The organism is Actinomadura meyerae (assembly GCF_900188445.1).
Classification (GTDB): domain Bacteria; phylum Actinomycetota; class Actinomycetes; order Streptosporangiales; family Streptosporangiaceae; genus Spirillospora; species Spirillospora meyerae.
Genome location: NZ_FZOR01000060.1, coordinates 1 through 25,337 on the forward strand (window position 1 = coordinate 1; position 25,337 = coordinate 25,337).

Below are 25,337 nucleotides of genomic sequence, written 5' to 3' on the forward strand. Positions count from 1 at the left end.
GCGGCCGAGAACGGCGACGCGATCTTCGGCAACATCGACACCTGGGTGCTGTGGAACCTGACCGGCGGCGTGGACGGCGGCGTGCACGTCACCGACCCGACCAACGCCAGCCGCACCATGCTGATGGACCTGGAGACCCTCGACTGGGACGACGAGCTGCTGTCGTTCTTCGGCATCCCCCGCTCGATGCTGCCGGAGATCAAGCCGTCGTCCGCGCCGGAAGCCTACGGGACGAGCCGTCCGGACGGGCCGCTCGGCGGCGAGGTGCCCCTGACCGGCATCCTCGGCGACCAGCAGGCGGCGACGGTCGGGCAGGTGTGCTTCGCGGTCGGCGAGGCCAAGAACACCTACGGCACCGGCAACTTCCTGCTGCTCAACACCGGCGAGGAACTCGTCCGGTCCAAGGCGGGGATGCTCACGACCGTCTGCTACAAGTTCGGCGACCAGCCGACCGTGTACGCGCTGGAGGGCTCGATCGCGGTGACCGGGTCGGCCGTGCAGTGGCTGCGCGACCAGCTCGGCATCATCTCCGGCGCCGCGCAGAGCGAGTCCCTGGCCCGGCAGGTCGAGGACAACGGCGGCGTCTACTTCGTGCCCGCCTTCTCCGGCCTGTTCGCGCCCTACTGGCGCTCCGACGCCCGCGGCGCCATCGTCGGCCTGTCCCGCTTCAACACCAACGCGCACCTGGCTCGGGCCACCCTGGAGTCGATCTGCTACCAGTCCCGCGACGTGGTCGAGGCCATGCGCCAGGATTCGGGCGTCTCCCTGGACGTCCTGAAGGTCGACGGCGGCGTCACCGCCAACGAGCTGTGCATGCAGCTCCAGGCCGACATCCTCGGCGTCCCGGTCTCGCGCCCCGTCGTCGCCGAGACCACCGCCCTCGGCGCCGCCTACGCCGCCGGCCTCGCCGTCGGCTTCTGGAACAACACCGACGAACTCCGCCAGAACTGGAACGAGGACAAACGCTGGCACCCCACCTGGGACGAGAACCAGCGCGAGGCCGGATACGCCGGCTGGAAGAAGGCCGTCGAGCGCACCTACGGCTGGGTGGACGTGGACTGAACGGCGCATGGCCCCTCTGGACGGGCCGCAGATGACATAGGTTACAATGAGTGACAATATCGTCACTAACCGGAGTGTACTCCGGGCGCCGAGAGGATCGCGCATGCTCAGACGCCTCGCCGTCACCGTCCTTGCCGCAGGTGCCCTTCCGGCGGGCGCCCTCGTGGCGGACGCCGGCGCCGCACAGGCCGCCGCCGTCCAGCGGCACGGCCGGGCGGAGGTCGACTTCACCGGCACCGTCGCGCTCGGCAACTGCTCGGGGTCGCTGGTGCGGGGGCCGCGCTCCCGCGACACCGACCACGCGCTCGTCCTGACCAACGGGCACTGCCTGGAGTCGGGGATGCCGCGGGCCGGCGAGGTGATCGCCGGCCGGCCCTCGTCCCGGACGTTCCAGCTCCTCGACCGGACGGGCGGCGCCGACCTCGGCACCCTCACCGCGACCCGGCTCGAGTACGCCACGATGACCGACACCGACGTGGCCGTCTACCGGCTGGACACCACCTACGGCGCGATCCGGTCCAGGTACGGCGTGTCCGCGCCGCGCCTGGCCACGTCCGGGCCGCGCGACGGCACGGAGATCCGGGTCGTGTCCGGCTACTGGCGGAAGATCTACGCCTGCGCGGTCGACGCCACCGTGCACCGGCTGCGCGAGGCGGGCTGGACGTGGCGCGACTCCATCCGGTACACGTCCGGGTGCCGGCCGATCCACGGCACCTCGGGCTCGCCGATCATCAGCGTCCGGACCGGGCAGGTGGTCGGCGTCAACAACACCGCCAACGACGACGGCGAGCGCTGCACCCTCGACAACCCCTGCGAGGTCGCCCGCGACGGGCGTATCACCGTGCGCCACGGCACCGGCTACGGGCAGCAGACCTCCGGGCTCGCACGCTGCCTCGGCGCCGGCAACCGCGTCGTCCTCGGCGGGACGTGCACTCTGCCCAGGCCGTGACGGCCGGGGTGCTCACCCCTCGGCCAGCAGTCCCATCCGCAGCCGGTCGAGGGTGGCGCGCAGCAGCCGCGACACGTGCATCTGCGACAGCCCGATCTGCTCGGCGATCTGCGTCTGCGTCTTGTTGCCGAAGAACCGCAGCAGCAGGATGGTGCGCTCCCGCTCGGGGAGGTCGTCGATGAGCGGGCCGAGGGCGTGGCCGTCGATGAACGCCTCCAGCGCCGGGTCGTCGGACCCGAGGTACTCGCCGACCGTGCCGTTCTCGCCGCTCGGCGACCCGTCCGCCGGAGCCTCCAGCGACAGCGGGCGGTAGGCGTCGCAGGCGATGATGACCTCGATCGTCTCCTCCTGGTCGATGCCCATCAGCTCGGCGATCTCGGCGGTCGTCGGGGACCGGCCGTGCTCGCGGGTGAACTCCTGCACGGTGCGCTGCAGGATCGGCCGCAGCTCCTGGATGCGGCGCGACACCCGGATCCCCCAGGTCTTGTCGCGGAAGTGCCGCTTCACCTCCCCGGTCACCACCGGGTAGGCGTAGGTGACGAAGCGGTCGCCGATGCCCGGGTCGAACCGGTTGATGGCCTTCACCAGGCCCAGGTAGGCGACCTGCTGGAGGTCGTCGAGCGGCTCGCCCCGGTTCGCGTACCGGCGCGCCACGCCGCGGACGAGCGGAGCGTGCATGTCGACGATGCGCGCGCGGAGCCGTTCCCTCCGGGGATCGTCCTCCGCCAGCCGGTTCATCTCCGCGAGCAGGATCTCGGTCTGGCCGTCGTTGAACCGGGTGGATTGCGCCGACGTCATGCGTGCTCTCCTTTACGGGCGAGGCCGGCGAGGGCAGGAGGCTGTCGCTCGCTGCCGACCCCCTACCCGCCGCGGAAGCGATCACACGGATCCGCCCGCACCGGGCGGATAGACGCACCTCATGCGGGTAACCGGGCGGTGAGCGGGAGGCGGCGAGGCAGGAGGTGGAGCCGTGAGCACGATCACCGAATCGGTCATCGTCACCGTCCCGATCCGCACCGCGTGCGACCAGTGGACGCGGTTCGGGGCGTTCCCGTTCATGGACGGCTCCATGGACGGCGCGGAGGAGGTCCGCCGGCTCGATGCCACGACGCTGCGCTGGACGGCGCGCGGCGGCCCGGCCCTCGCGGGCGTGGTGACGTTCCACCGCCTGGACGAGACCACCACCCGCGTCACCGCGCGCCTGGAGATCGGCCCCGAGGGCCTCGCGGGCGCGGGCGTGGACCGCACCGGTGCGCTGACGCACCGCGTCCGGGGGGACCTGCGCCGCTTCAAGACCTTCATCGAGTCGCGCGGCGCACACATGAAGCCGCGCGGCGCGCGCGGCCCGGCGGTCGGCACGGCGGGCACCGACCGCTCGGACCCCTGACCGCCATTACGATGGGGAGTCCCCCGGGCGGCGCCCGGGAGACGGCGGTGGGGCCCGCCGTGCCCGGTGTCCGGGCGAACCGCGGAGCACGACCGCCAACGGTCCCTACCGGTGAACGCTGTCGCTACTGGTAGGAGCACGTCATGCCCACCCCTCCCGTGGACCCCGATGTCGACCTGCACGATCCGGCCCAGCGAGCCGAACTGTTCCGGGCGCCCTGGGGGACGCTCGGCGCGGTGTCGGCGGGCGGCGTGCTCGGTGCGCTGGCCCGGTACGGGCTCAGCACTGCGTTCCCGAACGGGCCGGGGGAGTTCCCGTGGGCGGTCTTCTGGGTCAACGTCTCCGGCTGCCTGCTGATCGGCGTGCTGATGGTGCTGATCACCGAGGTCCGTCAGGCGCACCCGCTGGTCCGGCCGTTCCTCGGGGTGGGCGTGCTCGGCGGCTTCACCACGTTCTCCACCTACGCCGTCGACGTCCAGCGGGCGGTGGAGCACGGCGCGCCCCGCGTCGGGCTGGCCTACCTCGCGCTGACGCTCGCCGCCGCGCTCGCCGCCGTCCTCGCCGGGGTGCGGCTGACCAGGGCGTTCGCCCGACGCCGGGCACCGGAGGACGCCGCGTGACGATCCTGCTGGTCGCGCTGGGCGCCGCCGTCGGCGCCCCGCTGCGCTACCTGACCGACCGGGCGGTGCAGGCCCGGCACGACTCGGTGTTCCCCTGGGGGACGTTCACCGTGAACGCGGCCGGCTCGTTCATCCTGGGCCTGCTCGCGGCCCTTCCGGTGGACGGCGGCGCGATGGCCTTCGCCGGGACGGGCTTCTGCGGCGCCCTGAGCACCTACTCGACGTTCGGCTACGAGACGCTGCGGCTGGCCGAGACCGGTGCCCGCTTCTACGCGCTCCTCAACGCCGCCGCCGGCGTCGCCGCGGGCCTCGGTGCCGCCTATTTCGGCATGGTCGTCGCGCAGGCGCTGCCCGGCGGGTGACGCGGCCGGCCGAAACGGGGGGGAGAAAGCTGGTGCGGCCCATGCTCGCAGCTCGGGGCACTTGGCTCCGAACCGACGAGTGGGCCGCGAGGAGACTCTGCCCCGGAGAGCATGACCGTAAACCGGAAGGTGTTTGAAGTGTCGCGCCGAGGGCAGCACGCCCTGCCGCGCGGGGCATGGCCGGGACCGCGCCCGGCATGGTCGGGACCGCCCCGGGTAGCAGGTGGCCATGGCGAGCGGAGGACGGATGCGGGTCCTCGTGACGGGGTGGCCGAGCTTCCTGCACGGCGAGGCCACGGCGGGCGACGTGCTGGCGATGGAGGCGGTGCGGCAGGGTCTGGCCGCGGCGGGCGCGGAGTGCGACCTGGCGTGGAGCCCGGTGTTCCGGCCGGGCGGCCTCGGCCTCGACCGCGCCGACCCCGCCGCCTACACGCATCTGGTGTTCGCCTGCGGGCCGCTGCGCGGGCGGCAGATCGAGGAGCTGCACCGCCGGTACGCGCACTGCGTCCGCGTCGCCGTGGGCGTCTCGGTCGTCGATCCCGACGACCCCGCGGTCACCGGGTTCGACGCCGTCCTGCCGCGCGACACGCCCTCGGCCGCCCCGCGGCACGACCTCGCGGCGCTGCCGGAGAGCCCGTCGGTGCCGGTCGTCGGGGTCGTCCTCGCGCCGGGCCAGCGCGAGTACGGGCACCGGCGGCTGCACGAGCGCGTCGGCCGCGAGCTGGAGGGCTGGCTCGCCACCCGCGAGTGCGCGCGGCTGCCGCTGGACACGCGCCTCGACCCGCGCGACTGGCGCATGTTCGCCACGGCCGCCGAGTTCGAGTCGGTGCTGCGCAGGCTCGACCTGGTGGTGACGACCCGGCTGCACGGCCTGGTCCTGGCGCTGAAGAACGGGGTCCCCGCGCTGGCGGTGGACCCGGTCGGCGGCGGCGCGAAGGTGACCGCGCAGGCGCGGGCGTGGTCGTGGCCCGCCGTGGTCACCGTCCCCGAGCCGGCGGCCCGGCCGGGCCGGGAGGGGGAGCCGCTGCTGGACGCGGCGGTGCTGGACCGGTGGTGGGCCTGGGCGCTGTCGGCGGAGGGCGCCGGGCGGGCCGCGGCGGCCCCGCCGGACGGGAGCGTGATCGGCGAGCTGCTGGACGTCCTCGGCGCACGTTAAGGACTGGATATATCGGGCATTTTCTGCATTTCATACGCAGGAAGGAGCGTCCGCCATGCGGCATGAGGAGTTCATCGGACAGGTCCAGCACCGCGCCCACCTCTCCGGTCACGGCGAGGCCGAGCGGGCGACACGGGCCGTCCTGGAGACGCTCGGCGAACGGATACCCGAGGGGCTCGCCGACAACCTCGCGGCGCAGCTGCCGCACGAGATCGGCGAGCACCTGCGCCGGACCGAGGTCTACGGCGGTGCGGGCAGCGGCGAGCGGTTCGGCCGGCACGACTTCATCGAGCGGATCGCGGTCCGCTCGGGTGCCGACGAGCCGCGCTCGGCCTACCTGGCCCGCGTCGTGCTGGAGGTGACCGACGAGGCGACCGAGGGGGGCGTGACGGACAAGGTGCGGCACAGCCTCCCCTCGGACCTCCGGGACCTGGTGTCGGCCGGCCACAACGGCTGAGGGCGAGCGGCGGCTGAGGACTCGGCGGCCGAGGGCTCACGGGCTGAAGGCGCGCGGAACGGCCGCGGGGACGTTCGTCCCTCGCGGCCGTTCCGCGTGCGGGATCGGGCGGGGCGGGATCAGGCGGGGCGGGCGATGAGCAGCTCCCGCCCGAACCATTCGATGGTGCCGCGCAGGCCCTCCTCGACCGTGATCTTCGGACGCCAGCCGAGCAGCTCCTCGGCGAGGGCGGTGTCGGGGCGCCGGACGCGCGGGTCGTCCTGCGGCCGGTCGACGAACCGGATCCGGGACGCCGAGCCGGTCAGCTCGACGACCTGCCGCGCGAGGTCGGCCATCGACACCTCGTAGGGGCTGCCGATGTTCACCGGCCCCGGGTGGTCGGACATCGCGAGGGCGAGGATGCCGCGGACGGTGTCGTCCACGTGGCAGATCGAGCGGGTCTGCGAGCCGTCGCCGGTGACGGTGAGGTCCTCGCCGGTCAGCGCCTGCCGCAGGAACGTCGGGATGGCGCGGCCGTCGTCGGGCCGCATCCGCGGCCCGTAGGTGTTGAAGATCCGCACGATCGCGGCGTCGAGGCCGCGGGCGTGCCGGAACGCGGAGGTCAGCGCCTCGCCGAACCGCTTGGCCTCGTCGTACACGCTGCGCGGGCCGACCGGGTTCACGTTGCCCCAGTACGACTCGGGCTGCGGGTGCACCAGCGGGTCCCCGTACACCTCCGAGGTGGAGGCGAGGACGAACCGGGCGCCCTTGGCCTCGGCGAGGTCGAGCGCGTTGCGGGTGCCCTGGCTGCCGACCTCCAGGGTCTGGATCGGGTACCGCAGGTAGTCGGCCGGGGAGGCGGCCGAGGCGAGGTGGAACACGTACCCGACCTCGCCGGGGACGCGCACGGGGTCGGTGAGGTCGCGCTTGACGAACCGGAAGTCCCGCCGGCCGGCCAGGTGCGCGATGTTGCGGGACGTCCCGGTGAGCAGGTTGTCCATGCACACCACCGAGATCCCCGCGGCGAGCAGCGCCTCGCACAGGTGCGAGCCGAGGAAGCCGGACCCTCCGGTGACGACGGCGCGCGGGTGTCTCATCATTGCCTCCTCATCAGTTCGGGTGCTCCGCGGTCCGCGTGCGCGAGCACCGCCTCGGCGGCGGCGGCGGCCTGGTCCGCGGAGATCTCCAGCAGCCCCGGGAAGGGCTCGCGCCCGTGCGGGTCGCCGCGGCGGCCCGCCCACAGGACGCGGTGCTCGGCGCGGCCGGGCGGCCCCCACCGGGCGGGCGGCGTCGGGCCGAACAGCAGCACCGACGGCGTGCGGAAGGCGGTCGCGAGGTGCGCGACGCCGGTGTCGCCGCACACCACCAGCCGGGCGCCCGCGACGAGCGCGGCCAGCTCCGGCAGGGACGTGCGGCCGGACAGGTCGGCGGCCGGGCCCAGCCCGGCGAGGGCGGCCACGCGGCCCGCGAGCGCCGTCTCGCCGCGCCCGCCGGTCACGACGACGCGCTCGCCGCGCTCCCGCAGCGCCGCCGCGACCGCCGCGAACCGCTCGGCGGGCCAGCGGCGCGCCGGGAACGCGGCCCCGGGGTGGACGACGGCGGCGCCCGGCGCGGGCGAGGCCGCGGCCGGCACCGGCAGGTCCAGCTCGCCCGGGTCGGCGGGGAACCCGTACCAGGCGGCGAGGCGGCACCAGCGCGCCACCTCGTGCTCGTCGGGGTCCCACGCCGGCCCACCGGTGTGGGCCGCGGCGGGGCAGGCGAACGCCAGCATCCGGCCGGGCGCGAGCGCGGCGAGAAGCCGGTGGCTCCGCGGCCCCGAGCCGTGCAGGTTGACGGCGGCGTCCACCGGTCCGGCGGCGCGGAGCGGGGCGTCCAGGCCGTCCGCCGGGAGGACGTCGTCGACCGCGCCGGTCGCGCGGGCCAGCGGGCCGAGCACCGCCGGCGCGGCGAGCGCGATCCGGGTACCGGGCAGCCCGCGCCGCAGCGCCCGCAACGCGGGCACGGCGGTGAGCAGGTCGCCGAGCCCGAGGGCGCGCAGCACCAGCGCGCGGCGGGGCGTCACGGCCACGACGGCTCGTGCGAGGGGCAGACGACCAGCTCGCGCACCTCGCACCCGGCCGGCTGCGCGAGCGCGAACGCGATCGCCTCCGCCACGTTCTCCGGCGGGTTCAGCACGGCGTCCGCGCCCGGCCTGTACTGGTCGGGGCGGCCGTCGAAGAACGCGGTGTCCATCCCGCCCGGCACGATCATCGTGACGCCGACCCGCCCGGCCGTCTCGGCGGCGAGCGCCCGGGTGAACCCGACGACCCCGAACTTGGACGCGCAGTACGCGGTGGCGTCGCCGAGCGCCCGGAACCCGAGCGTGGACGCGACCGTGACGATCCGCCCGTGCGGCTCGTTCTCCAGGTAGGGGAGCGCGGCGCGGGCGACGGCGGCGGTGCCGAGCAGGTTCACCTGCACGACCCGCTCCCAGTCCTCGGCGGGGACGTCGCACAGCGCCCCGCACGCGTCGATCCCGGCGGCGGTCACGACGGCGTTCAGCCCGCCGGCGGCGCGGGCCAGCCCGTGCACGGCGCGCTCGGCGCAGCGCCGGTCGGCGAGGTCGGCCTGCATGTGCTCGAAGTCGTCCTTCGGGGGGTGCCGGTCGAGGATCAGCGGCCGGCCGCCGCCGTCGGCGACCCTGCGCGCGACGGCCGCACCGAGCCCGGAGGCGCCGCCGGTGATGAGGACGTTCATGACGCGGTTCCCTTCTTCGTGGACAGCAGGCGCGTGGTGGAGCGCCCTTCCAGCAGGGGCAGCAGGACGACCTCGCCGCCGTGCGCCCGGACCGTCGCGGCCTCGGGCAGCGTGGTCCCGGCGTAGTCGGCGCCCTTCACCCACACGTCGGGCCGGAGCCGCTCCAGCAGCGGCGCCGGGGTGTCGTCGTCGAACACCAGCGCGGCGTCGACGTCGCTCAGCGCCTCCAGCACCCGGACCCGGTCGGCGGCCGGCGTCACCGGCCGCGTCGGCCCCTTGCGGCGCCGGACGGACGCGTCGGAGTTGACGCAGACGATGAGGCAGCCGCCGAGCCGCCGCGCCTGCTGCAGCAGGCTGACGTGCCCGGCGTGCAGCAGGTCGAAGCAGCCGCCGGTCGCCACCACCGTCCCGCCCGCGCGCCGCGTCCGCTCGACGACGTCCCAGGCGTCCTCGCCGCGCTCGGGCACCAGCCGGGCGGTGCCGGTCTCGGCGAGCTGCGCCGACAGGGCCGCGGCGGCCCCGGCCCGGACGAACTCCGACGCCCGGTCGACGCCCTCGGTGACGGCGGCGGTGAGCGCCGCGCCGTCGGCGAGCGCGCCGACCGCACCGGCGGCGAAGCTGTCGCCGGCGCCGCACGAGTCGCCCCGCACGGGCCGGGCGGGTGCGAGGAACGGCGCCTCGGACCCGTCGCACAGCAGCGCGCCCTCCGCGCCGAGCGTGACGGCGACGCCCTCGATGCCGTAGGCACGGCCGAGGTGGCGGCCGCGCCGGCCGGCCGCCGACAGCCCGGACCCGCCGATGTCGGCGCCGTCCGCCGCGGCCAGCCGCGCGGCCTCCCGCTCGTTCGGGGTGAGCAGCCGGACGCCGGGCACCGGCGGCTCCCCGCGCGGGTGCGGGTCCCACACGACCGGGACGCGCGCCGGCAGCGCGCCGAGCAGCGAGCGGACCGCGCTGTGCCCGGTGACGCCGCGGCCGTAGTCGGAGACCAGCACGGCCCCGGCCCCCGCGATCGCGTCGGTGACGCGCGGGCCGACGGGCCCGTCGAGGGCCCGCCCTTCCCCGGCGTCCAGGCGCGCCACCGACTGCCCTCCGGACCGGATGCGCAACTTGCAGGGCGTCTCGCCGTGCAGGTGGAACGCGGCGACCTCCAGGTGCCGCTCCAGCATCGCGCGCAGCCGCCGCCCCGGCTCGTCGTCGGCGAGCGCGGTGACGAGCACCACCTCCCGCCCGGCCGCGGCCGCGAGCAGCGCGGCGAGGCCGGCGCCGCCGGGCCGCGGCAGCTCCTCGGCCCCCTCCACGACGGGGACGGGCGCGTCCGGGCACAGCCGGCTGCTGGTGCCGACGATGTCGATGTCGAGCAGGACGTCGCCGACCACCACCAGTGGTGCCGTCATGGCGTCTCCCTCCGCTCAGGCACGGGTCGCCCCGAGCGCCTCGTCCACCACCCCGCACAGCAGGTGGATCGCCGCGAGATGGATCTCCTGGACGGTCGAGGCGGTCCCGGCGGCCACGGTGACCGCCTCGTCGCACGCCGCGGCGAGCGGGTTCGGGCCGGGCCCGGTGACCGCCCAGGCCGCCATCCCGAGCCGCCGGGCGCCGCGCGCCGCCGCGATCACGTTGGGGCTGCGGCCGCTGGTCGACAGGCACACCAGCACGTCCCCGGGCCGGCCGTGCGCCCGCACCTGCCGCTCGAAGACGTTCGCCGCCCCGTAGTCGTTGCCGATCGCGGTGACCGAGGAGGTGTCGCCGTGCAGCGGGATCGCCGACAGCGGGCACCGCTCGCTCTCGAAGCGGCCGACGAGCTCGGCGGTCAGGTGCTGCGCCTCGGCGGCGCTGCCGCCGTTGCCGCAGGCCAGCAGCCGCCCCCCGCCGCGCAGCACCCCGGCCAGGCGGCGCCCCCACCCCTCCAGGACGGGCACCTGGTCGCGGAACAGCAGCGCCGCCTCGGCGAGCGCCTCCAGCCGCCGGTCGTGCACGGTGGAGGTGCGGGTCCCGGTCCCCGCCTGCGCGGTCACGCCGCCACCTCCGTCAGCGCGGCCGCGTGCCGGTACACCTCGGCGGTGTCGGCGGCGATCCGCGCCCACGAGTAGCGGCCGCGGGCCCGGTCCGCCGCGGCGGACCCCATCGCGGCGCGCTTCACCGGGTCGTCCAGCAGCGCCCTCATCGCGGCGGCCGCCGCCTCCGGGTCGCGCGGCGGGACGAGCGTGCCGGTGGCGCCGTCCGCGACGGTGTCGAGGTGCCCGCCGACGGCGCTCGCCACCACGGGCACCCCGCAGGCCATGGCCTCCAGCGGCACCATGCCGAACGGCTCGTACCAGGGGAGCGCGGCGACCAGGGCCGCCGACCGCAGCAGCGGCGGCACCTCCGCGCGGCCGAGCCGGCCGAGGAACTCCACCCGGTCGGCGACGCCGGCGTCCCGCGCGACGCGCCGCAGGCGGCGCACCTCGGGGTCGCCGTCCAGGCCGCCGCGCGGCGGCCCGCCCGCGATCGCCAGCACGGTGCCGGGCACATCCGCGAGCGCGCGGATGGCCGTGTCGACGCCCTTGCGCTCCACGAGCCGGGACAGCACCGCGACGCGGCGCGGACCGCCGTCCCCGGCGGCGAGGCCGTCCGGGGTGAACAGGCCGAGGTCCACGCCGCACGGCACCACCCGGACGCGTTCCCGGGGCACGCCCATCGCGCCCAGCTCGGCGACCTCGTCGGAGCAGGTGGCGATGACGGCCTCGGCGGCGCGCCCGATCGCGCGTTCCAGCCGGACGCGGGAGGCGGGGCTGGTGTCCTTGCCGCCCTGGTGGCGGCGCTTGACGGTGCCGAGCGCGTGGTAGGTCTGCACGACCGGCACGCGCCGCGCCCCGGGCGCCTGCGCGGCCTGGACCGCGGCGAGGCCGCTCATCCAGAAGTGGGCGTGCGCGACGTCGGGCGGGTCGGCGGCCCAGCGCCGCTCCAGGTACGTCCCGAAGTCGTGCATCCAGGGCAGCAGCCCGTCCTTGGGGATGCGCTCGGGCGGCCCCGCCGGGACGTGCTCGACGGCGACGCCGGGCGCGAGCCGCACCCGGTCCGGCAGGGCGGGGGCGTCGCGCCGCGTGTAGACGGTGACGTAGTGTCCCTGGCGGCCGAGCTCGGTGGCCAGTTCCGCGACGAACACGTTCTGCCCGCCGCCGTCCGCCCCGCCGAGTCCGCCGTCGGCGGCGAGCGGGCTGGCGTGCTCGGAGATCATGGCTATCCTCATCGCGTTACCTCCTGGAGAGTTCGCCGCCAGTCGCGCAGGAAGCGCGCCAGGCCGTACCGCTCGACGGCGTGGGCCCGCGCCTCCTTGCCCATCTGGCGGGCACGCGGCGGGTCCGCGGCCAGGGTCCGCGCGGCGTCCGCCAGGGCGGCGACCCGCGTGGACAGCACCCCGGCCTCCGGCGGCACCGCCTCGACCGCCTCGGTGGTGGCGAGCGCCACCACCGGCAGGCCGAGCATCATGGCCTCGATCAGCGCGAGGCCGAGCGAGGTCCACCGGTAGGGGTGGACGTAGACGCGGCGGCGGGCGAGCTGCTCGTGCATCCTCGCCTGCGGCAGGTCCTCGAAGGTCCACAGCGACTCCGGGGGGATGCCGAGGCGCCCCGGGACGCCGGCGACGTTCATCCCGAACAGGTCGACGGGGACGGCCGCGGCGAGCTCGGGCAGCAGGTCGGTGCCCGCGACGCGGCCGCGGCGCAGCGGGTCGTTGATGACCACGCCGGCGCGCGGCATGTCGGCGGTGTACCGGTAGCCGGGGTCGACGACGCCGTGCTCGATGACCAGGACCGGTGCCCGGCCGCAGTTCCAGAACAGCCGGTTGAAGTGGGTGACGTGCACGACCGGGATGTCGGCGCGGTCGTGCAGGAAGTGGCGGCTGTCGGGCACGACCTCCTCGGGGAGGCCCGCGTCGGCGGGGGTCCGGCGCGGTGTGTCGTGCTCGACGTAGACGGCGGGGACGTCGCGTCCGGGGCGCCGGCCGAGCCACTCCTCCGCCAGCCGCAGCTCGTGGGGGCGCTGCAGCACGACGGCGTCGACGTGCTCCTGGCGGAGGCGTTCGGGCGGCACCTCCACCGCCCGGTCGGGCCAGGTGAAGGTGCCGGGCCGGCCCCGCCCGTCCGGCCCGCGGCCGGGGACGACGGGGACGAGCGTGGTCTGCGGTCCGTGCACGAACGATGTCGCCCACGAGCCGTGCACGTGCCACATCAGGACTCTCATCGCGCGGGCGCCTCCTCCACGGTCGCCACGACCTCCACGGCGGCGGCGACCTCGTCGGCGGTGACGGTCGACAGGCAGGGGTGCCCGTCGACCGGGCATTCGCGGGCGCGGCTGTCCCTGCACGGGGCCCCCTGGTCGCCGAGCAGCGCCAGCGGGACCCCGAACGGCGCCCAGCGGGCGGCGGGCACGGTCGGCGCGAACAGCGACACGACCGGCGTCCCGACGGCCGCCGCGAGGTGCGCGGGGCCGGTGTTGCCGGCGACGACGGCGGCGGCGCCCGCGAGCACCGACGCCAGCTCCGGCAGCGATGTCCGGCCGCCGAGGTCGAGGCCGTCCTCGCCCGCCACGAGCGCGGTCAGCTCCTTCTCGTCGCCGTGGCCGGTGACGACCACCCGGCGGCCCGAGGCGCGCAGCAGCCGGACCGCCTCGGCGCAGCGCCCCGGCGGCCAGGCGCGCGCCGGCACGGACGTGCCGGGGTGCACCACCACGTAGCCGGGCCCGCCGGTGAGGTGGTCGGTGGCGGGCAGCGGCTCGCGGACCCGCAGCCGGGTGTCGGCCGGGGCCGGGAACCCGGCGTCCTCGGCGAGCGCCAGCATCCGCAGCGGCTCGGGGACGTCGGTGTCGGGCCGGTGCCGCAGGTCCAGCAGCGATCCCGGGTAGTCCTCGCTGATGCCGCCGATCCAGGGCGTCCCGGCGAGCCGCAGCAGCAGCGCCAGCGGCAGCGGCGACTGGTGGAACGAGGTGAGGACGAGCGCCCGGTCGAAGCCGCGCAGCTCCCGGACGAGCCGGTCGACCGCGGACCGCTTCACCGGCACCCGGTCGGGGTCGATCCAGGGGGCGCGCCACTCGATGACGCGGTCGACGCCGGGCAGCATGTCGGCGGCGGCGCGGCCCCGCGGGCCGCACAGCAGCACGACCTCGTCGGCGCGGGCGGCGACGGCCCGCACGGCGGGCCCGGCGAGCAGCACGTCGCCGAGGTTGTCCTGGCGTGCCACGAGGACCCTCATCGGCGCCGCCTTCCGCCGAGGACGAGTCCGCCGCCGAGGACGGGTCCGCCGCCGGGGGCCGGTCCGCCGCCGAGGACCAGTTCGACGGCGGCGGCCAGCGTCGGCGCCGTCTCCGGGGCCCGCGCGATCTCCGCGGGCCGGGTCCGCGCGGTCGGGACGAGGATGCCGCGCGCCCCCGCGGCCGCGGCGGCCTCGACGTCGCCGCCGGTGTCGCCGATCACGGCGCAGTCGGAGGGCAGCACGCCGAGCCGCTCGGCGGCGCGCTCGATCATGCCGGGCTCGGGCTTGCGGCACTTGCAGCCGTCGCCGTCGTCGTGCGGGCAGAACTCCCACACGTCGATGGGACCGAGCAGCTCCTCGGCGCGGGCGTTGACGCGCCGCACGTCCCCGGTCCCGATGAGCCCCTTGGCGACGCCGGACTGGTTGGACACCACGCCGATCCGGACGCCGTGGTCGCGGAGCCGGTCGAGGGCGCGCCGCGCGCCCGGCACCGGCTCGACCCGCGCGGGGTCCCCGTTGTAGGGGACGTCCCGGATCAGGGTGTCGTCGCGGTCGAACAGCACGGCCCGGGGGCCGCCCCAGCGACGCGCCCGCCGGTGGACCACCAGCCCCCGGACGCGATGCAGGACGGCGGCCGGCGGGATGGCGGCGCTCGTGACGAGCATCGTCGCCACCTCCCCGGGAGTCTTCGGGCCCGGCCTGATCCGCTCGTAGGCGAACCGCGCGGTCAGCGCGGTCCAGGCGCCCGCCGCGGCGGCGGCGACGGCCGCGCCGCGCCGGTCGCGCGCGGCGGGCGCCGCCGCGAGCGCGAGGAGCCCGGCGGCGGTGGTGAGCGCGTGCCGCCCGAGCAGGCCGCGGCCCTCGCCGGCGCGGGCGCGCCAGCCGGGCCCGTGTACCCGCCCCATCAGGACGTCGTCGGCGTTCCCGGCCTGCGCCCGCACCGACGCCCAGAACCCGGCCGGCCGGACCGGGTGGGTGACGCGCCGGTCGCCGAGGACGAGCCCGTGCCCGGCGTCCAGGGCGCGCAGCGCGAGGTCCGCGTCCTCGCGGTAGGCGCGGCGGAAGCGCTCGTCGAAGCCGCCCAGTTCGGCGAGGACGCCGCGCCGGTAGGCCATGTCGGCGGTGATCCATTCGGCGCTCGCGAGCCCGGCCGTGCCGCGCTCCCCGTCGGTGGGGAGCCGGCCGTCCGGCAGCGGGACGCTGACCCGGCCCTGCGACCCGCCGGCCGAGGGCGGCAGGTCCGCGAGGTCGGCGGCCAGCCGGGCGGGCCAGTCCGGCGCCGGCACGACGTCGTCGTCCAGGAACGCCACCCACTCGGTCGCGGCGGCGCGCCAGCCGGCGTTGCGGGCGGCGGCGGGCCCGCGGCCCCCCGAGCGCAGCACCCGCACCGGCGGGCCGGGCGCCGCGGGCAGCGGCAGCGGCGCGCCGGGCGCGGGCCGGTCGTCCACGACGATGATCTCGTGCGGGCCCCGTTCCGGTCCCGCCTCGAGCGCGGCGAGCAGCGCGCCCAGCGTGCCGCGCAGGCTCTCCCGGCCGATGGTGGGGACGACGACGGTGTAGTCCATCAGGCGCGAACCTCCCGGCGGCGCACCGTGAACGGCCCGATCGCGAGCAGGTCGACCGGCGCGGAGCCGAAGCACTCCAGCGCGTCGCGCGGGTCGTCGACCATCGGGCGTCCGGCGGTGTTCAGGCTGGTGTTGACGAGCACGGGCAGCCCGGTCCGGCGGCGGAACTCCGCGAGCAGGCGCGCCACGAGCGGCTCGGCGCCGGACTCGACCGTCTGGACGCGGGCGGTGCCGTCCACGTGCACGACCGCGGGGATCCGCTCCCGCCACTCCGGCCGGACGCGGTGGACGAACAGCATGTACGGGCTCGGGAGCGGGCCCTCGAAGATCTCCGGGGCGTCCTCCAGCGCGACCATCGGCGCGATCGGCCGGAACTGCTCGCGTCCCTTGACGTCGTTGAGCCGCTCCACGTTCCCGGCGTGGCCGGGGTGGGCGAGCAGCGACCGGTGCCCGAGGGCGCGCGGCCCGAACTCCGAGCGGCCCTGGAACCACGCCACGATCTCGTCGCGGGCGAGGGCCTCGGCGACCTCGGCGGCCACGTCCGCCGGCCGCTCGTAGGGAATCTTCGCGGTGTCGAGCCGCGCGGCGATCTCCCGGTCGCTCCACTCCCGGCCGAGGTCCGCGCCGGGCATGCCGGTGAGCGGGTCGCCGCCGCCCCGTGCCACGTGCAGCGCGGCGCCGAGCGCGGTGCCGGCGTCGCCCGCCGCGGGCTGCACCCACAGGGCGTCGTAGGGGCCCTCGCCGGCCAGCCGGGAGTTGGCGACGCAGTTCAGGGCCACGCCGCCGGCGAGCATCAGCCGCCGCGAGCCGGTCCGGCCGTGCAGCCACGCCGCGAGGTCGAGCAGCACCTCCTCCAGGCGCGCCTGGACGCTCGCGGCGAGGTCGGCGTGGTCGCGGGTCCACTCGCCGCCGGGCCTGCGCGCCTTGGCGAGCGCGCCCCAGTCGACCGGGGCGGCCTCGAAGCCCCCGTCGCCGGTCGCGCGGACGTGCTCGCGCAGCTCGTCCAGGAAGCGCGGCTCGCCGTAGGACGCGAGCGCCATGACCTTGTACTCGTCGCTGGAGCGCAGGAAGCCGAGGTGCTCGGTGAGGTCCTCGTACATCAGGCCGAGCGAGTGCGGGAGCCGCTGCGCGTGCAGCGGCTCCAGGACGCCGTCCCGGTACGTGCCGGCCAGGTGCGAGTGCGACTCGCCGCGGCCGTCCAGGACCAGCACGTCGCCGTCGCCCGGCGCCGGCGCGGCGAGCGCGGCGGACGCGGCGTGCGCGACGTGGTGCGGGACGTACCGGACGATCCCCGGGTCGAGCCCCGGCAGCGCCGTCGCGAGGAAGTTGGGGGCGCGCCGCGCGTACAGCGTGCGCAGCCGCTCCCACTGCTCGTCGTGCCCGGTGAGGCCGGGTTCGACCAGGGCCGGGTCGTAGGAGTAGGCGACGGCGTCGAGGTCGCCGGGCTCCAGCCCGGCCTCCTCCAGGCACCAGCGGGCGGCCTGCTCCGGCAGCTCCCAGCCGGAGAACGGCACGGGACGCTTCCCGTGCTTGCGGCGGCTGAAGCGCTCCTCCTCCGCCGCCGCGACGATCCCGCCGTCCACCACCAGCGCGGCGGCCGGGTCGTGGAAGATCGCGTTGATTCCGAGCACGCGCATGTGAGCCCCGTTTCGGCGCGGCGTTCCCTGCCGCAGCGGTAATTCGGTGCAACATTCCTTCGGTGCAGCGTTCGTTGCGCGCCGCGTTCGTCCGGCGCGGCTTGCGTTCGCTCGGCCTGCGTCCGGCGCAGGCTCCGGTGAGGTGCCGATGTCGTCGTCGTGGACATCGGCTCTGGCGGTATCGGCCCCGGGCGCCCTCGCCCGGAAGCGAATTCCCTATAGGTGATTCGACCTACTGGTGAATCGACATAGCCGATAACAGTGGACCTAAACGCTCAAGTCAGAAAAGTCGCTGCTGGCCGAAGTGCCTGCTAGGTCGCCATGTGTGGCACATAGAGGGTGAGAGACCGGGTACTGGGCGGTTCATGCGATTCACCGTCGTCGTCATCACCCGGGACCGGCGGCAGTCGCTGCTCGCCGTGCTCGCGCGCATGCGGGAGATCACCGAGGACGCGTCGGTGATCGTGGTGGACAACGCCTCCCGGGACGGAACGGCCGAGGCGGTCGCGGCGCGGTTCCCGGAGGTGACGCTCCTGCGCGCACCGGGCAATCTCGGCGCCGTCGGCCGCAACCTCGCGGCCGACCACGTCCGGACGCCCTACATCGCGTTCGCCGACGACGACACCTGGTGGGACCCGGGCGCGCCGTCCCGCGCCGCCGGCCTGCTCGACGCGCACCCGGAGCTCGCGGTCGTCACCGGGCGGATCCTGGTGGAGCCGGGCGGGCGCGAGGACCCGATCGTGCCCGAGCTGCGGCACTCGCCCGTCCCCGGGCCGGCCTGGCTGCCCGGGCCCGCGCTCGGCTCGTTCCTGGCCGGCGCGTCGATGCTGCGGACGGAGGCGTTCCGGCAGGCCGGCGGGTTCTCCCCGCGGCTGTGGCTCGGCGGCGAGGAGGAGCTGCTCAGCGCCGACCTCATGGCGCTCGGCTGGCACCTGTGCTACGCCGAGGACGTCGTCGTCCACCACGAGCCGTCGCGGCTCCGCGAGCCGCACCTGCGCCGCCGGCACGGCATCCGCAACACGCTGTGGTTCACCTGGCTGCGCCGGCCGCTCCCGGCCGCCGCCCGCCGCACCGCCCGGCTGCTGCGCACGCTGCCGCGCGACCGCGTCACCGCCCGCGCGCTCGCCGAGGCGGCCGCCGGGCTCGGCTGGGTGGCCCGCGAGCGCCGCACGCTGCCGCCGGACGTCGAGGACCGGCTGCGCACCCTGGAGAGGTCCCAGCGCGAGTCCACGGCACGCCGCTACGTGAGCTGAAGGAGCACCCATGGCCGATGTCACGATCGTCGTGGCCACCCGCGACCGCGCCCCCGAGCTGCGCCAGAGCCTCCGCCGCCACGCGGCGCCGGTCATCGTGGTCGACAACGCCTCCGCCGACGGCACCGCCGAGGCCGCCCGGGAGGCCGGCGCGACCGTCCTGCGGCTGCCCGGCAACCGGGGCGCCGCCGCCCGCAACGCCGGAGCCGAGCGCGCCGGCACCCGCTACGTCGCCTTCGCCGACGACGACTCCTGGTGGGCGCCGGGCGCGCTGGAGCGGGCCGTGGAGATCCTCGACGCGCACCCGCGGACGGCGCTGCTGGCCGCCCGCGTCCTCGTCGGGCCGGACGAGCGGCTCGAACCGGTCTCCGCGCAGATGGCCGAGGCGCCGCTCGGCCGGCCGGAGGGGCTCCCCGGGCCGGCCGTGCTGGGCTTCCTCGCCTGCTCGGCGATCGTGCGCCGGGACGCGTTCCTCGACGCCGGCGGCTTCTCCGACGTCCTGCACTTCGCGGGGGAGGAGGAACTGCTCGCACTCGACCTCGCCGCCGCCGGGTGGGGGCTCGCCTACGTGCCGGAGCTCGTCGTGCACCACCACCCGTCCCGGACGGGCCGGAACCCGGCCGCGCGGCGGCGCCGGGAGGTCCGCAACCGGCTGCTCACCGCGTGGCTGCGCCGCCCGCTCCCGGCGGTCGCCCGCACGGCCGCGTCCGCGCTGGCCAGCCGGGACGGGCGGGCCGGTCTGGCCGCCGCCGCCCGCGCGCTGCCCTCGGTCGCCCGCGCGCGGCGCCCGCTGCCGCCCGCGGTCGAGGCGGCGCGGGCGCGGCTCGCCGGCTACTGAGCGCCGGGCCCGCCGGTCAGGCCCGCGCGGAGGTCCTGGCGCGGGCCAGCCACAGCGCGCAGACGGCGCCCGCCAGGGTCGCGGCGGCGAGCGCCCACCCCGTTCCGTACTCGGCGTGCCGGGTGGAGCCGCTCGACTCCGCCAGGCCGAGGAACAGCGTCCCGGCGGTGGCGATGCCGATCACCTGGGCGAGCTGCATCAGGGTGAGCAGCAGCCCGCTGGCGTCGGCGGCGTCCTCGGCCGGGACGTGCTGGAGCGCGGTCGTCATGATGATCGGCATCACGCCGAGCCCGAACCCGATGACGACGGTGAGCGCCTCGTAGCCGACGCCGCCGCCCGCCAGCGGCCCGACGCACAGGTAGCCCGCCGCCGCGATCGCGAACCCGGTCGGGACCGCGCGGCGGTGCCAGGCCGCCGGCAGCCGCTGCCAGTTCAGCCCGACCAGCGCGAACGCCGTCACGCACGGGACGAACGCGAGGCCCGACTCCAGCGGCGACATCCGCAGGTCGCCCTGCAGGTGCAGGGTGGTGGTGAACAGGAACGCCGCCCAGCTGCCCGGCCCGAACATGATCGTGACGCAGGCCGGGGCGAGCAGCGGCGCGCGCAGCACCCGCACCGGGATCAGCGGCCGGCCCCCGGCCGCGCCCGTCCGGCGCTCGACCGCGGCGAAGGCGGCGAGCAGCACCGGGCTCGCGGCGAGCGAGACCCAGCCCCACGCCGGCCAGCCCAGCTCGTGGCCCATGATCAGCGGGACGACGAACAGCAGCACCGCGGCGGCGATCGTCACCAGCCCCGGCAGGTCCAGCTGCCCCCGCGCGCCCCCGGCGAAGGGGCGCTCCTCGTCGCGGGGCAGCACGCGCGCCCCGGCGAGCAGCAGTCCCAGACCGATCGGGACGTTGACCAGGAAGACGCCCCGCCAGCCGCTGCCGAGCAGGTCGGCGCTGACCAGCAGGCCCCCGGCCACCTGCCCGACCACGATGCCGCCGGCGATCACGGCCGAGTAGTAGCCGAGCGCGCGCGCCCGCGCGGCGCCGGTGAAGTTGCGCTGGATCATCGACATCACCTGGGGCGTCAGCAGCGCGGCCGTGGCGCCCTGCAGGAACCGGAACGCCACGAGCCACCCGGTGGACGGCGCGAGCCCGCAGGCCAGCGACGCGGCCGTGAACCCGGCGAGGCCGAGCTGGAACATGCGGCGGTGGCCGGCGAGCGCGCCGACCCGCGCGCCGGTGATGAGGAGGACGGCGTAGGCGATGATGAACCCGGCGACGACGAGCTGCAGCCCCGCCCCGGAGGCGTGCAGGTCCGTGCGCATCGTCGGGAGCGCGACGTTGACGATGCTCGCGTCGAGGATGCTCATGAACTGGCCGAGCAGGATGACGGCGAGGAGCGCGCCGCCGGATCCGGTCCGCGAACCCCGTTCGGGAACAATCCTCCGCAGATCGGTTGTCTGTGTCATGAGTGCAAGCGTGCGGCCTTGCCGGTACCGGTAAAGAGAGCCTGTCGATACTGGTACTGACAGCACCTGGAACGCGCCGCCCGCCGGGGGCAGGCTGGGGAGCGTGACGATGACGAGCACCGAGACGAGGGCGGGCGGGCCGGCGGCCCCCGCCCGCGGCCGGGCGCGGCCGCGCCGCCGCACCGAGCTGGCGGCGTTCCTGCGCAGCCGCCGGGCGCGCATCACCCCGGAGGACGTGGGCATGCCGCCCGGGCCCCGGCGCCGCACCCCCGGCCTGCGCCGCGAGGAGGTCGCGCAGCTCGCCGGGGTCGGCGTGACCTGGTACACCTGGCTGGAGCAGGGCCGCCCGATCAACGCGAGCGCGCAGGTGCTGGACGCGGTGGCCCGCACGCTGCGCCTCGACGGCGCCGAGCGCGAGCACCTGTACCGGCTCGCCGACGTCCCCGGGGCCGCGCCGGAGGAGGACGACGGCAACCTCCCCGAGGACGTCCAGGCGATCCTGGACGCCCTGTCGCCCATGCCCGCGTCCGTCGCCAACGGCCGCTGCGACATCCTCGCCTGGAACGACGCCTACGCGGCGATCTTCCCGGCCGTGGTGACCGCGCGGCCCTGCGAGCGGAACACGATGTGGCTGTCGTTCACGCTGCCGCAGTGCTGCAACCCCGTCGCGAACGTGGCGGAGACGGCGCCCGGGCTCGTCGCGACCTTCCGGCACCGCTACAGCCGCCACCTCGACGAGCCCGGCTGGAAGGAGATCGTCCGGCGGCTGCAGGCGGCCAGCCCGGAGTTCGCGCGGCTGTGGGCCTCCCATGACGTCGCCCAGGCGCACTCGGCCCTGAAGGTCTTCCGGCACCGCGCCGTCGAGGGGGAGATCCGGACCCGCACCACCGGAATGGAGCTCAGCGCCGCGCCCGGTGCGCGGCTGGTCGCCTACACGCCGATCGACGAGGAGAGCCGCGAGCGGATCGCCTGGCTGCTGGCCCACCCGGAGGCCGCCGAGCACCGGCACTGACCCGGTCACCGGCACCGGCCCGGGCGCCCGGTCAGGACCGGGCGCGGCGGGCGATCACCACGAGGTCGATCGCGGCGATGACGGCGACGGCCGCGCAGATGCCCGCCGCGGCCCAGTCCCCGTCGCCGTCCCCCTGCGCGCCGAGCGCGAACAGGATCGCGGCGGCGACCGCGACGACCAGCGCGATCCCGGACAGGATCGCCCGCAGCCGCAGCGGGCTGCGGGCGTTCAGCGGCTCGCTGCCGCGCGGCTGCTCGTGCGGGTAGGGCCCGTGGGAGCCGGGCCCGCGCCAGTCGGGGCCGTACGGCTCGTAATCGTCGCGGCCGGGCTCGTCGTGCCCGTGCTCGTCGTGTCCGGGCTCGTCGCGGGCAGGCTCGTCGCGGGGGTTCCGCCGCTCGGGGGTGCCCACGGCGTCACCGGGCGAACGTGCCGACGAGCGTCCCCGTCGCCACGACCTTGTCCTGCAGGGCGTCCTGCAGGTCCTCGGCGGTGAAGCCGTCCCGGAGCCCGGACGGCTCCGACAGCCCGTAGAGGCGGAAGAAGTACCGGTGGGGGTCGTCGCCGACCGGCGGATGCGGCCCGCCGTACCCGGCGGTGCCGTAGTCGTTGCGGCCGGCGACCGCCCCGGTGGGCTGCTCCCCGGCGTCCAGGGAGGTCGTCGCCGGGTCGATCCCGGCGAGCAGCCAGTGGGTGAACGTGCCGACGGGCGCGTCCGGGTCCTCGCAGACGAGGGCGAGCTCCACGACCTCCTCGGGCGGCTCGGACCACTCCAGCGGGGGCGAGACGTCCCCGCGGTCGTGCGAGTACTCCGACGGTATGAGCGTGTGGTCGTTGAACGCGCTGCTGCGCAGCGTCATCTCCTTCATGCGCTGGTCGTGCCCGGTCCGGGCGGGTCGATGCGCCTCGGACCGGGCATATCGACCCGCCCGGCCGCGCTCAGTGGGCGCTGGACGCCGCCCAGATGTTGATCCCCGCCTCGACCGCGTCCCGGTCGATCGCGGCGAGCTCGTCTTCGGTGAAGTCGAGCCGCTCCAGGGCGGCGAGGTTCTCCTCCAGCTGCCGGACGCTGCTCGCCCCGATCAGCGCGGAGGTGACCCGCCCGTCCCGCAGCGACCAGGCCAGCGCGAGCTGGGCGAGGGACTGCCCGCGCCCCCGCGCGATCTCGTTCAGCGTCCGGACGTGCCGCAGGTTCTCCTCGGTGAGTAGGCCGGCGTCGAACGAGGTGCCCTTGCTGGCCCGCGACCCCTCCGGGATCCCGTCGAGGTACTTGTCGGTGAGCATGCCCTGCGCGAGCGGTGAGAACGCGATGCAGCCGACGCCCTCGCGCTCGAGCGTGTCGAGGAGCCCGCCCTCGATCCAGCGGTTCAGCATCGAGTAGGACGGCTGGTGGATCAGCAGCGGCGTGCCCATCTCCCGCAGGATCGCGGCGGCCTCCGCCGTGCGCTCGGGGGAGTAGGACGAGATGCCCGCGTACAGCGCCTTCCCGGACCGGACGGCCCGGTCCAGCGCGCCCATCGTCTCCTCCAGCGGCGTCTCCGGGTCGAACCGGTGGCTGTAGAAGATGTCCACGTAGTCGACGCCCATACGGCGCAGCGACTGGTCGAGGCTGGCGAGCAGGTACTTGCGCGACCCCCGGTCGCCGTAGGGGCCGGGCCACATGTCGTAGCCGGCCTTGGTCGAGATGATCATTTCGTCCCGGTAGGGCGCGAGGTCCTCGCGCAGGATCCGGCCGAAGTTGATCTCCGCGGACCCGTACGGGGGCCCGTAGTTGTTCGCCAGGTCGAAGTGCGTCACGCCGAGGTCGAAGGCGCGCCGCAGGATCGCCCGCTGGACGTCCAGCGGGCGGTCGTCGCCGAAGTTGTGCCACAGCCCCAGGGAGATGGCGGGGAGCCGCAGGCCGCTGCGCCCGCACCGCCGGTAGGGGATCCGCTCGTATCGTCCGCTGTCCGCCGTATAGGTCATGGTCACGAGTATTTCAGGGCCCGCTTGACGACCTTGCCGGCCGGGTTGCGGGGGAGGGCGTCGAGGAACACCACGTCGCGCGGCACCTTGTGCCGGGCCAGGTTCCCGGCGACGTGCGCCCTGACGTCGTCCTCGGTGAGGCCGTCCGCCACCACGTAGGCGCGCAGCCGCTGCCCGAACTCCGCGTCGGGCACGCCGACGACCGCGGCCTCCGCGACGCCGGGGTGGGCGGCGAGCAGGTCCTCGACCTCGCCCGGGTGGACGTTCTCGCCGCCCGACACGATCATGTCGTCGGCGCGCCCGTCGACGTGCAGGCGCCCGGCGGCGTCGAGGTGGCCGAGGTCGCCGACGGCCATCAGCCCGCCGACCTCCTCCCTGCCGCCCCCGCCGGTGTAGCCGCCGAACCGGGCGGGGGTGTCGACGAAGATCCTGCCGACCGCACCGGGCGGGACGGGCCGGTCGTCGTCGCCGAGGACCGCGACCCGCGTGCCGGCGGGCGGGCGCCCGACGCAGCCGGGCGCGGCGGCCAGGTCGTCCGGGGTGGCGATCGTGATGCAGGACGCCTCGGTGGAGCCGTAGAAGTTGTAGAGCGACGGCCCGAACGCGGCGAGCACGCGGCCGCCGAGGCCGGCGTCCAGCCGCGCCCCGCCCGACATGACCACCTTGAGCCGGGACAGATCGCGGGACTCCCGGCCGGGCACCGCCAGCATGCGGCTGAGCATCACCGGGACCGCGACGAGCGAGGTGCAGCGGTGCCGTTCCAGGTCGTCCAGCACCTGCGCCGCGTCGAAGCGGCGGCGCAGCACCAGCGTGGACCCGAGCCCCAGCGCCAGCAGGGCCGAGGTGAGGCCGAGCCCGTGGAACAGGGGCGGGCCGACGAACATCGCCTCGCCTGCGCGGAACGGCACCTTCGACAGGATCCCGCCCGGCAGCGCCAGCGACCGCGGCTGGGCGCGCGGCGCGCCCTTGGGACGGCCCGATGTGCCGCTGGTGAGGATGACCAGGGAGCCGTGCCGGGAGGGGGCGGGCGGCGGCGCGCCGTCCGCGCCGGCGACGAGGTCCTCCATTTCGGACTCGGTGAGGCGCGGCATGTCCAGGCCGTCCACCAGCGGGGCGAACTCGTCGTCGTGCAGCAGCACCGTGACGCCCTCGCGCGCCACCGCGTCGCGGAGCTGCGGGGCGGCGAAGTCGGTGTTGAGGAACAGCACGGACGCGCCCGTCTTCGCCGCGCCGGACATCGCCTGCAGCAGGCCGCGGTGGTTGCGGCACAGGACGCCGACCGTGCTCCCCGGGCCGGCGCCGCGGGCGAGCAGCGCGGCCGCGAGCGCGTTGCAGCGGCGCTCCAGCTCGCCGAACGTGAGGCTCCCGCGGTCGTCGACCAGCCCGGTCCGGCCGGGGGAGCGGTGCGCGGGCACCGCGGTGGCGGCGCCGAGCGGCCCGTAGGCGCGCATGGCCCGCGCCGTCGCGGCCAGGGCGCGCGGCGGCATCGGGCCGATCATCCCGGCGCGGGCGGCGGCCCGCAGCGCGGTCAGCTCGGCGGTGATCCGGGTGTGCGCTCGCATGCGGGAAGCGTAGTGACATGTGGAACAGATCCACAAGAAATGTCTCTCTGATTCACCCCACACGGCTCACAGGTACACAAAAGGAACAGGTGTCGGCTGTCACCTCTGCGACGCGT

General features: G+C 76.0%; 26 protein-coding genes. 10 read left to right on the plus strand and 16 right to left on the minus strand.

The annotated features are described in order from the left end of the window. On the plus strand, nt 1–1,062 hold a 1,062-nt coding region (gene glpK / locus CHF16_RS36365), incomplete at its 5' end, for a glycerol kinase GlpK (RefSeq protein ID WP_089330766.1). Nucleotides 1,063–1,165: 103 nt separating this feature from the next. Continuing rightward, on the plus strand, nt 1,166–2,011 hold the full coding sequence (locus CHF16_RS36370; protein ID WP_089330732.1) for a S1 family peptidase: 846 nt from the start codon (nt 1,166–1,168) through the stop codon (nt 2,009–2,011). A 12-nt stretch (nt 2,012–2,023) separates the two neighbouring features. Here the strand turns inward: CHF16_RS36370 and CHF16_RS36375 are convergent, their stop codons facing one another. Beyond that, on the minus strand, nt 2,024–2,809 hold the full coding sequence (locus CHF16_RS36375; RefSeq protein WP_089330733.1) for a SigB/SigF/SigG family RNA polymerase sigma factor: 786 nt from the start codon (nt 2,807–2,809) through the stop codon (nt 2,024–2,026). A 172-nt stretch (nt 2,810–2,981) separates the two neighbouring features. Between CHF16_RS36375 and CHF16_RS36380 the strand changes: the two genes are divergently transcribed. The 5 genes from CHF16_RS36380 (at nt 2,982) to CHF16_RS36400 (ending at nt 5,993) form a co-directional block, all read left to right on the plus strand. Next, entirely contained in the window at nt 2,982–3,398 is a 417-nt protein-coding gene (locus tag CHF16_RS36380; RefSeq protein ID WP_218827001.1) for an SRPBCC family protein, read from the plus strand. A 143-nt stretch (nt 3,399–3,541) separates the two neighbouring features. Beyond that, the gene (gene crcB / locus CHF16_RS36385) at nt 3,542–4,018 is read left to right on the plus strand and encodes a fluoride efflux transporter CrcB (protein ID WP_089330734.1); all 477 of its coding nucleotides are present in this window, start codon (nt 3,542–3,544) and stop codon (nt 4,016–4,018) included. Beyond that, nucleotides 4,015–4,380, plus strand: a complete 366-nt coding sequence (locus tag CHF16_RS36390) for a fluoride efflux transporter FluC (protein WP_089330735.1) — start codon at nt 4,015–4,017, stop codon at nt 4,378–4,380. Before crcB ends, CHF16_RS36390 begins: the two co-directional genes overlap by 4 nt. Nucleotides 4,381–4,609: 229 nt before the next feature. Continuing rightward, nucleotides 4,610–5,536 (plus strand): polysaccharide pyruvyl transferase family protein, encoded by a 927-nt coding sequence (locus tag CHF16_RS36395; RefSeq protein WP_218827002.1) that lies wholly within the window; start codon nt 4,610–4,612, stop codon nt 5,534–5,536. 55 nt (nt 5,537–5,591) lie between these two features. Then, nucleotides 5,592–5,993 (plus strand): DUF2267 domain-containing protein, encoded by a 402-nt coding sequence (locus CHF16_RS36400; RefSeq protein WP_089330737.1) that lies wholly within the window; start codon nt 5,592–5,594, stop codon nt 5,991–5,993. 119 nt (nt 5,994–6,112) lie between these two features. Here the strand turns inward: CHF16_RS36400 and CHF16_RS36405 are convergent, their stop codons facing one another. The 10 genes from CHF16_RS36405 to CHF16_RS36450 are packed head-to-tail and all read right to left on the minus strand — an operon-like array spanning nt 6,113 to nt 17,138. Beyond that, nucleotides 6,113–7,069 carry a UDP-glucuronic acid decarboxylase family protein gene (locus CHF16_RS36405; protein ID WP_218827003.1) on the minus strand — a complete coding sequence of 319 codons (957 nt, stop codon included), beginning with the start codon at nt 7,067–7,069 and terminating at the stop codon, nt 6,113–6,115. Then, the gene (locus tag CHF16_RS36410; protein ID WP_245869755.1) at nt 7,069–8,040 is read right to left on the minus strand and encodes a glycosyltransferase family 9 protein; all 972 of its coding nucleotides are present in this window, start codon (nt 8,038–8,040) and stop codon (nt 7,069–7,071) included. Before CHF16_RS36410 ends, CHF16_RS36405 begins: the two co-directional genes overlap by 1 nt. Then, a complete protein-coding gene (locus CHF16_RS36415) occupies nt 8,031–8,708 on the minus strand; it encodes an SDR family oxidoreductase (protein ID WP_089330739.1) in 678 nt (225 codons plus the stop codon). The genes CHF16_RS36410 and CHF16_RS36415 overlap by 10 nt, the downstream gene beginning before the upstream one ends. Then, nucleotides 8,705–10,102 (minus strand): PfkB family carbohydrate kinase, encoded by a 1,398-nt coding sequence (locus CHF16_RS36420; protein WP_089330740.1) that lies wholly within the window; start codon nt 10,100–10,102, stop codon nt 8,705–8,707. The genes CHF16_RS36415 and CHF16_RS36420 overlap by 4 nt, the downstream gene beginning before the upstream one ends. 15 nt (nt 10,103–10,117) lie before the next feature. Continuing rightward, on the minus strand, nt 10,118–10,669 hold the full coding sequence (locus CHF16_RS36425; protein WP_089330768.1) for a D-sedoheptulose-7-phosphate isomerase: 552 nt from the start codon (nt 10,667–10,669) through the stop codon (nt 10,118–10,120). Between the two features lie 50 nt (nt 10,670–10,719). Further along, nucleotides 10,720–11,937: a glycosyltransferase gene (locus tag CHF16_RS36430; RefSeq protein WP_089330741.1), complete on the minus strand. Its 1,218-nt coding sequence runs from the start codon at nt 11,935–11,937 to the stop codon at nt 10,720–10,722. Next, nucleotides 11,934–12,929 (minus strand): glycosyltransferase family 4 protein, encoded by a 996-nt coding sequence (locus CHF16_RS36435; RefSeq protein ID WP_089330742.1) that lies wholly within the window; start codon nt 12,927–12,929, stop codon nt 11,934–11,936. Before CHF16_RS36435 ends, CHF16_RS36430 begins: the two co-directional genes overlap by 4 nt. Next, nucleotides 12,926–13,936, minus strand: a complete 1,011-nt coding sequence (locus tag CHF16_RS36440) for a glycosyltransferase family 9 protein (RefSeq protein WP_089330743.1) — start codon at nt 13,934–13,936, stop codon at nt 12,926–12,928. The genes CHF16_RS36435 and CHF16_RS36440 overlap by 4 nt, the downstream gene beginning before the upstream one ends. Further along, nucleotides 13,933–15,501 (minus strand): HAD-IIIA family hydrolase, encoded by a 1,569-nt coding sequence (locus CHF16_RS36445; RefSeq protein ID WP_089330744.1) that lies wholly within the window; start codon nt 15,499–15,501, stop codon nt 13,933–13,935. The genes CHF16_RS36440 and CHF16_RS36445 overlap by 4 nt, the downstream gene beginning before the upstream one ends. Next, nucleotides 15,501–17,138 carry a carbamoyltransferase family protein gene (locus CHF16_RS36450; protein ID WP_089330745.1) on the minus strand — a complete coding sequence of 546 codons (1,638 nt, stop codon included), beginning with the start codon at nt 17,136–17,138 and terminating at the stop codon, nt 15,501–15,503. The genes CHF16_RS36445 and CHF16_RS36450 overlap by 1 nt, the downstream gene beginning before the upstream one ends. 365 nt (nt 17,139–17,503) lie before the next feature. Here CHF16_RS36450 and CHF16_RS36455 point away from each other — a divergent pair, with 365 nt between their 5' ends. Together CHF16_RS36455 and CHF16_RS36460 are read left to right on the plus strand one after the other, a co-directional pair. Next, nucleotides 17,504–18,391 carry a glycosyltransferase family 2 protein gene (locus tag CHF16_RS36455; RefSeq protein WP_089330746.1) on the plus strand — a complete coding sequence of 296 codons (888 nt, stop codon included), beginning with the start codon at nt 17,504–17,506 and terminating at the stop codon, nt 18,389–18,391. A gap of 10 nt (nt 18,392–18,401) precedes the next feature. Then, nucleotides 18,402–19,229, plus strand: coding sequence for a glycosyltransferase family 2 protein (locus CHF16_RS36460; protein ID WP_089330747.1), 828 nt, complete (start codon nt 18,402–18,404; stop codon nt 19,227–19,229). Nucleotides 19,230–19,245: 16 nt separating this feature from the next. Here the strand turns inward: CHF16_RS36460 and CHF16_RS36465 are convergent, their stop codons facing one another. Then, a complete protein-coding gene (locus CHF16_RS36465) occupies nt 19,246–20,685 on the minus strand; it encodes an MFS transporter (protein ID WP_089330748.1) in 1,440 nt (479 codons plus the stop codon). Between the two features lie 109 nt (nt 20,686–20,794). Between CHF16_RS36465 and CHF16_RS36470 the strand changes: the two genes are divergently transcribed. Then, entirely contained in the window at nt 20,795–21,697 is a 903-nt protein-coding gene (locus CHF16_RS36470; protein WP_179271873.1) for a helix-turn-helix transcriptional regulator, read from the plus strand. 31 nt (nt 21,698–21,728) lie between these two features. Here the strand turns inward: CHF16_RS36470 and CHF16_RS41070 are convergent, their stop codons facing one another. The 4 genes from CHF16_RS41070 to CHF16_RS36490 all read right to left on the minus strand — a co-directional run bounded on the left by CHF16_RS41070 (nt 21,729) and on the right by CHF16_RS36490 (nt 25,221). Further along, complete coding sequence (locus tag CHF16_RS41070; RefSeq protein ID WP_218827004.1) at nt 21,729–22,106, minus strand: DUF6343 family protein; 378 nt, start codon at nt 22,104–22,106, stop codon at nt 21,729–21,731. Between the two features lie 4 nt (nt 22,107–22,110). Next, nucleotides 22,111–22,563, minus strand: coding sequence for a YbhB/YbcL family Raf kinase inhibitor-like protein (locus tag CHF16_RS36480; RefSeq protein WP_089330750.1), 453 nt, complete (start codon nt 22,561–22,563; stop codon nt 22,111–22,113). A 70-nt stretch (nt 22,564–22,633) separates the two neighbouring features. Then, entirely contained in the window at nt 22,634–23,659 is a 1,026-nt protein-coding gene (mgrA, locus tag CHF16_RS36485) for an L-glyceraldehyde 3-phosphate reductase (RefSeq protein ID WP_089330751.1), read from the minus strand. A gap of 2 nt (nt 23,660–23,661) precedes the next feature. Beyond that, on the minus strand, nt 23,662–25,221 hold the full coding sequence (locus tag CHF16_RS36490) for an AMP-binding protein (RefSeq protein ID WP_089330752.1): 1,560 nt from the start codon (nt 25,219–25,221) through the stop codon (nt 23,662–23,664). Nucleotides 25,222–25,337: the final 116 nt, after the last annotated feature.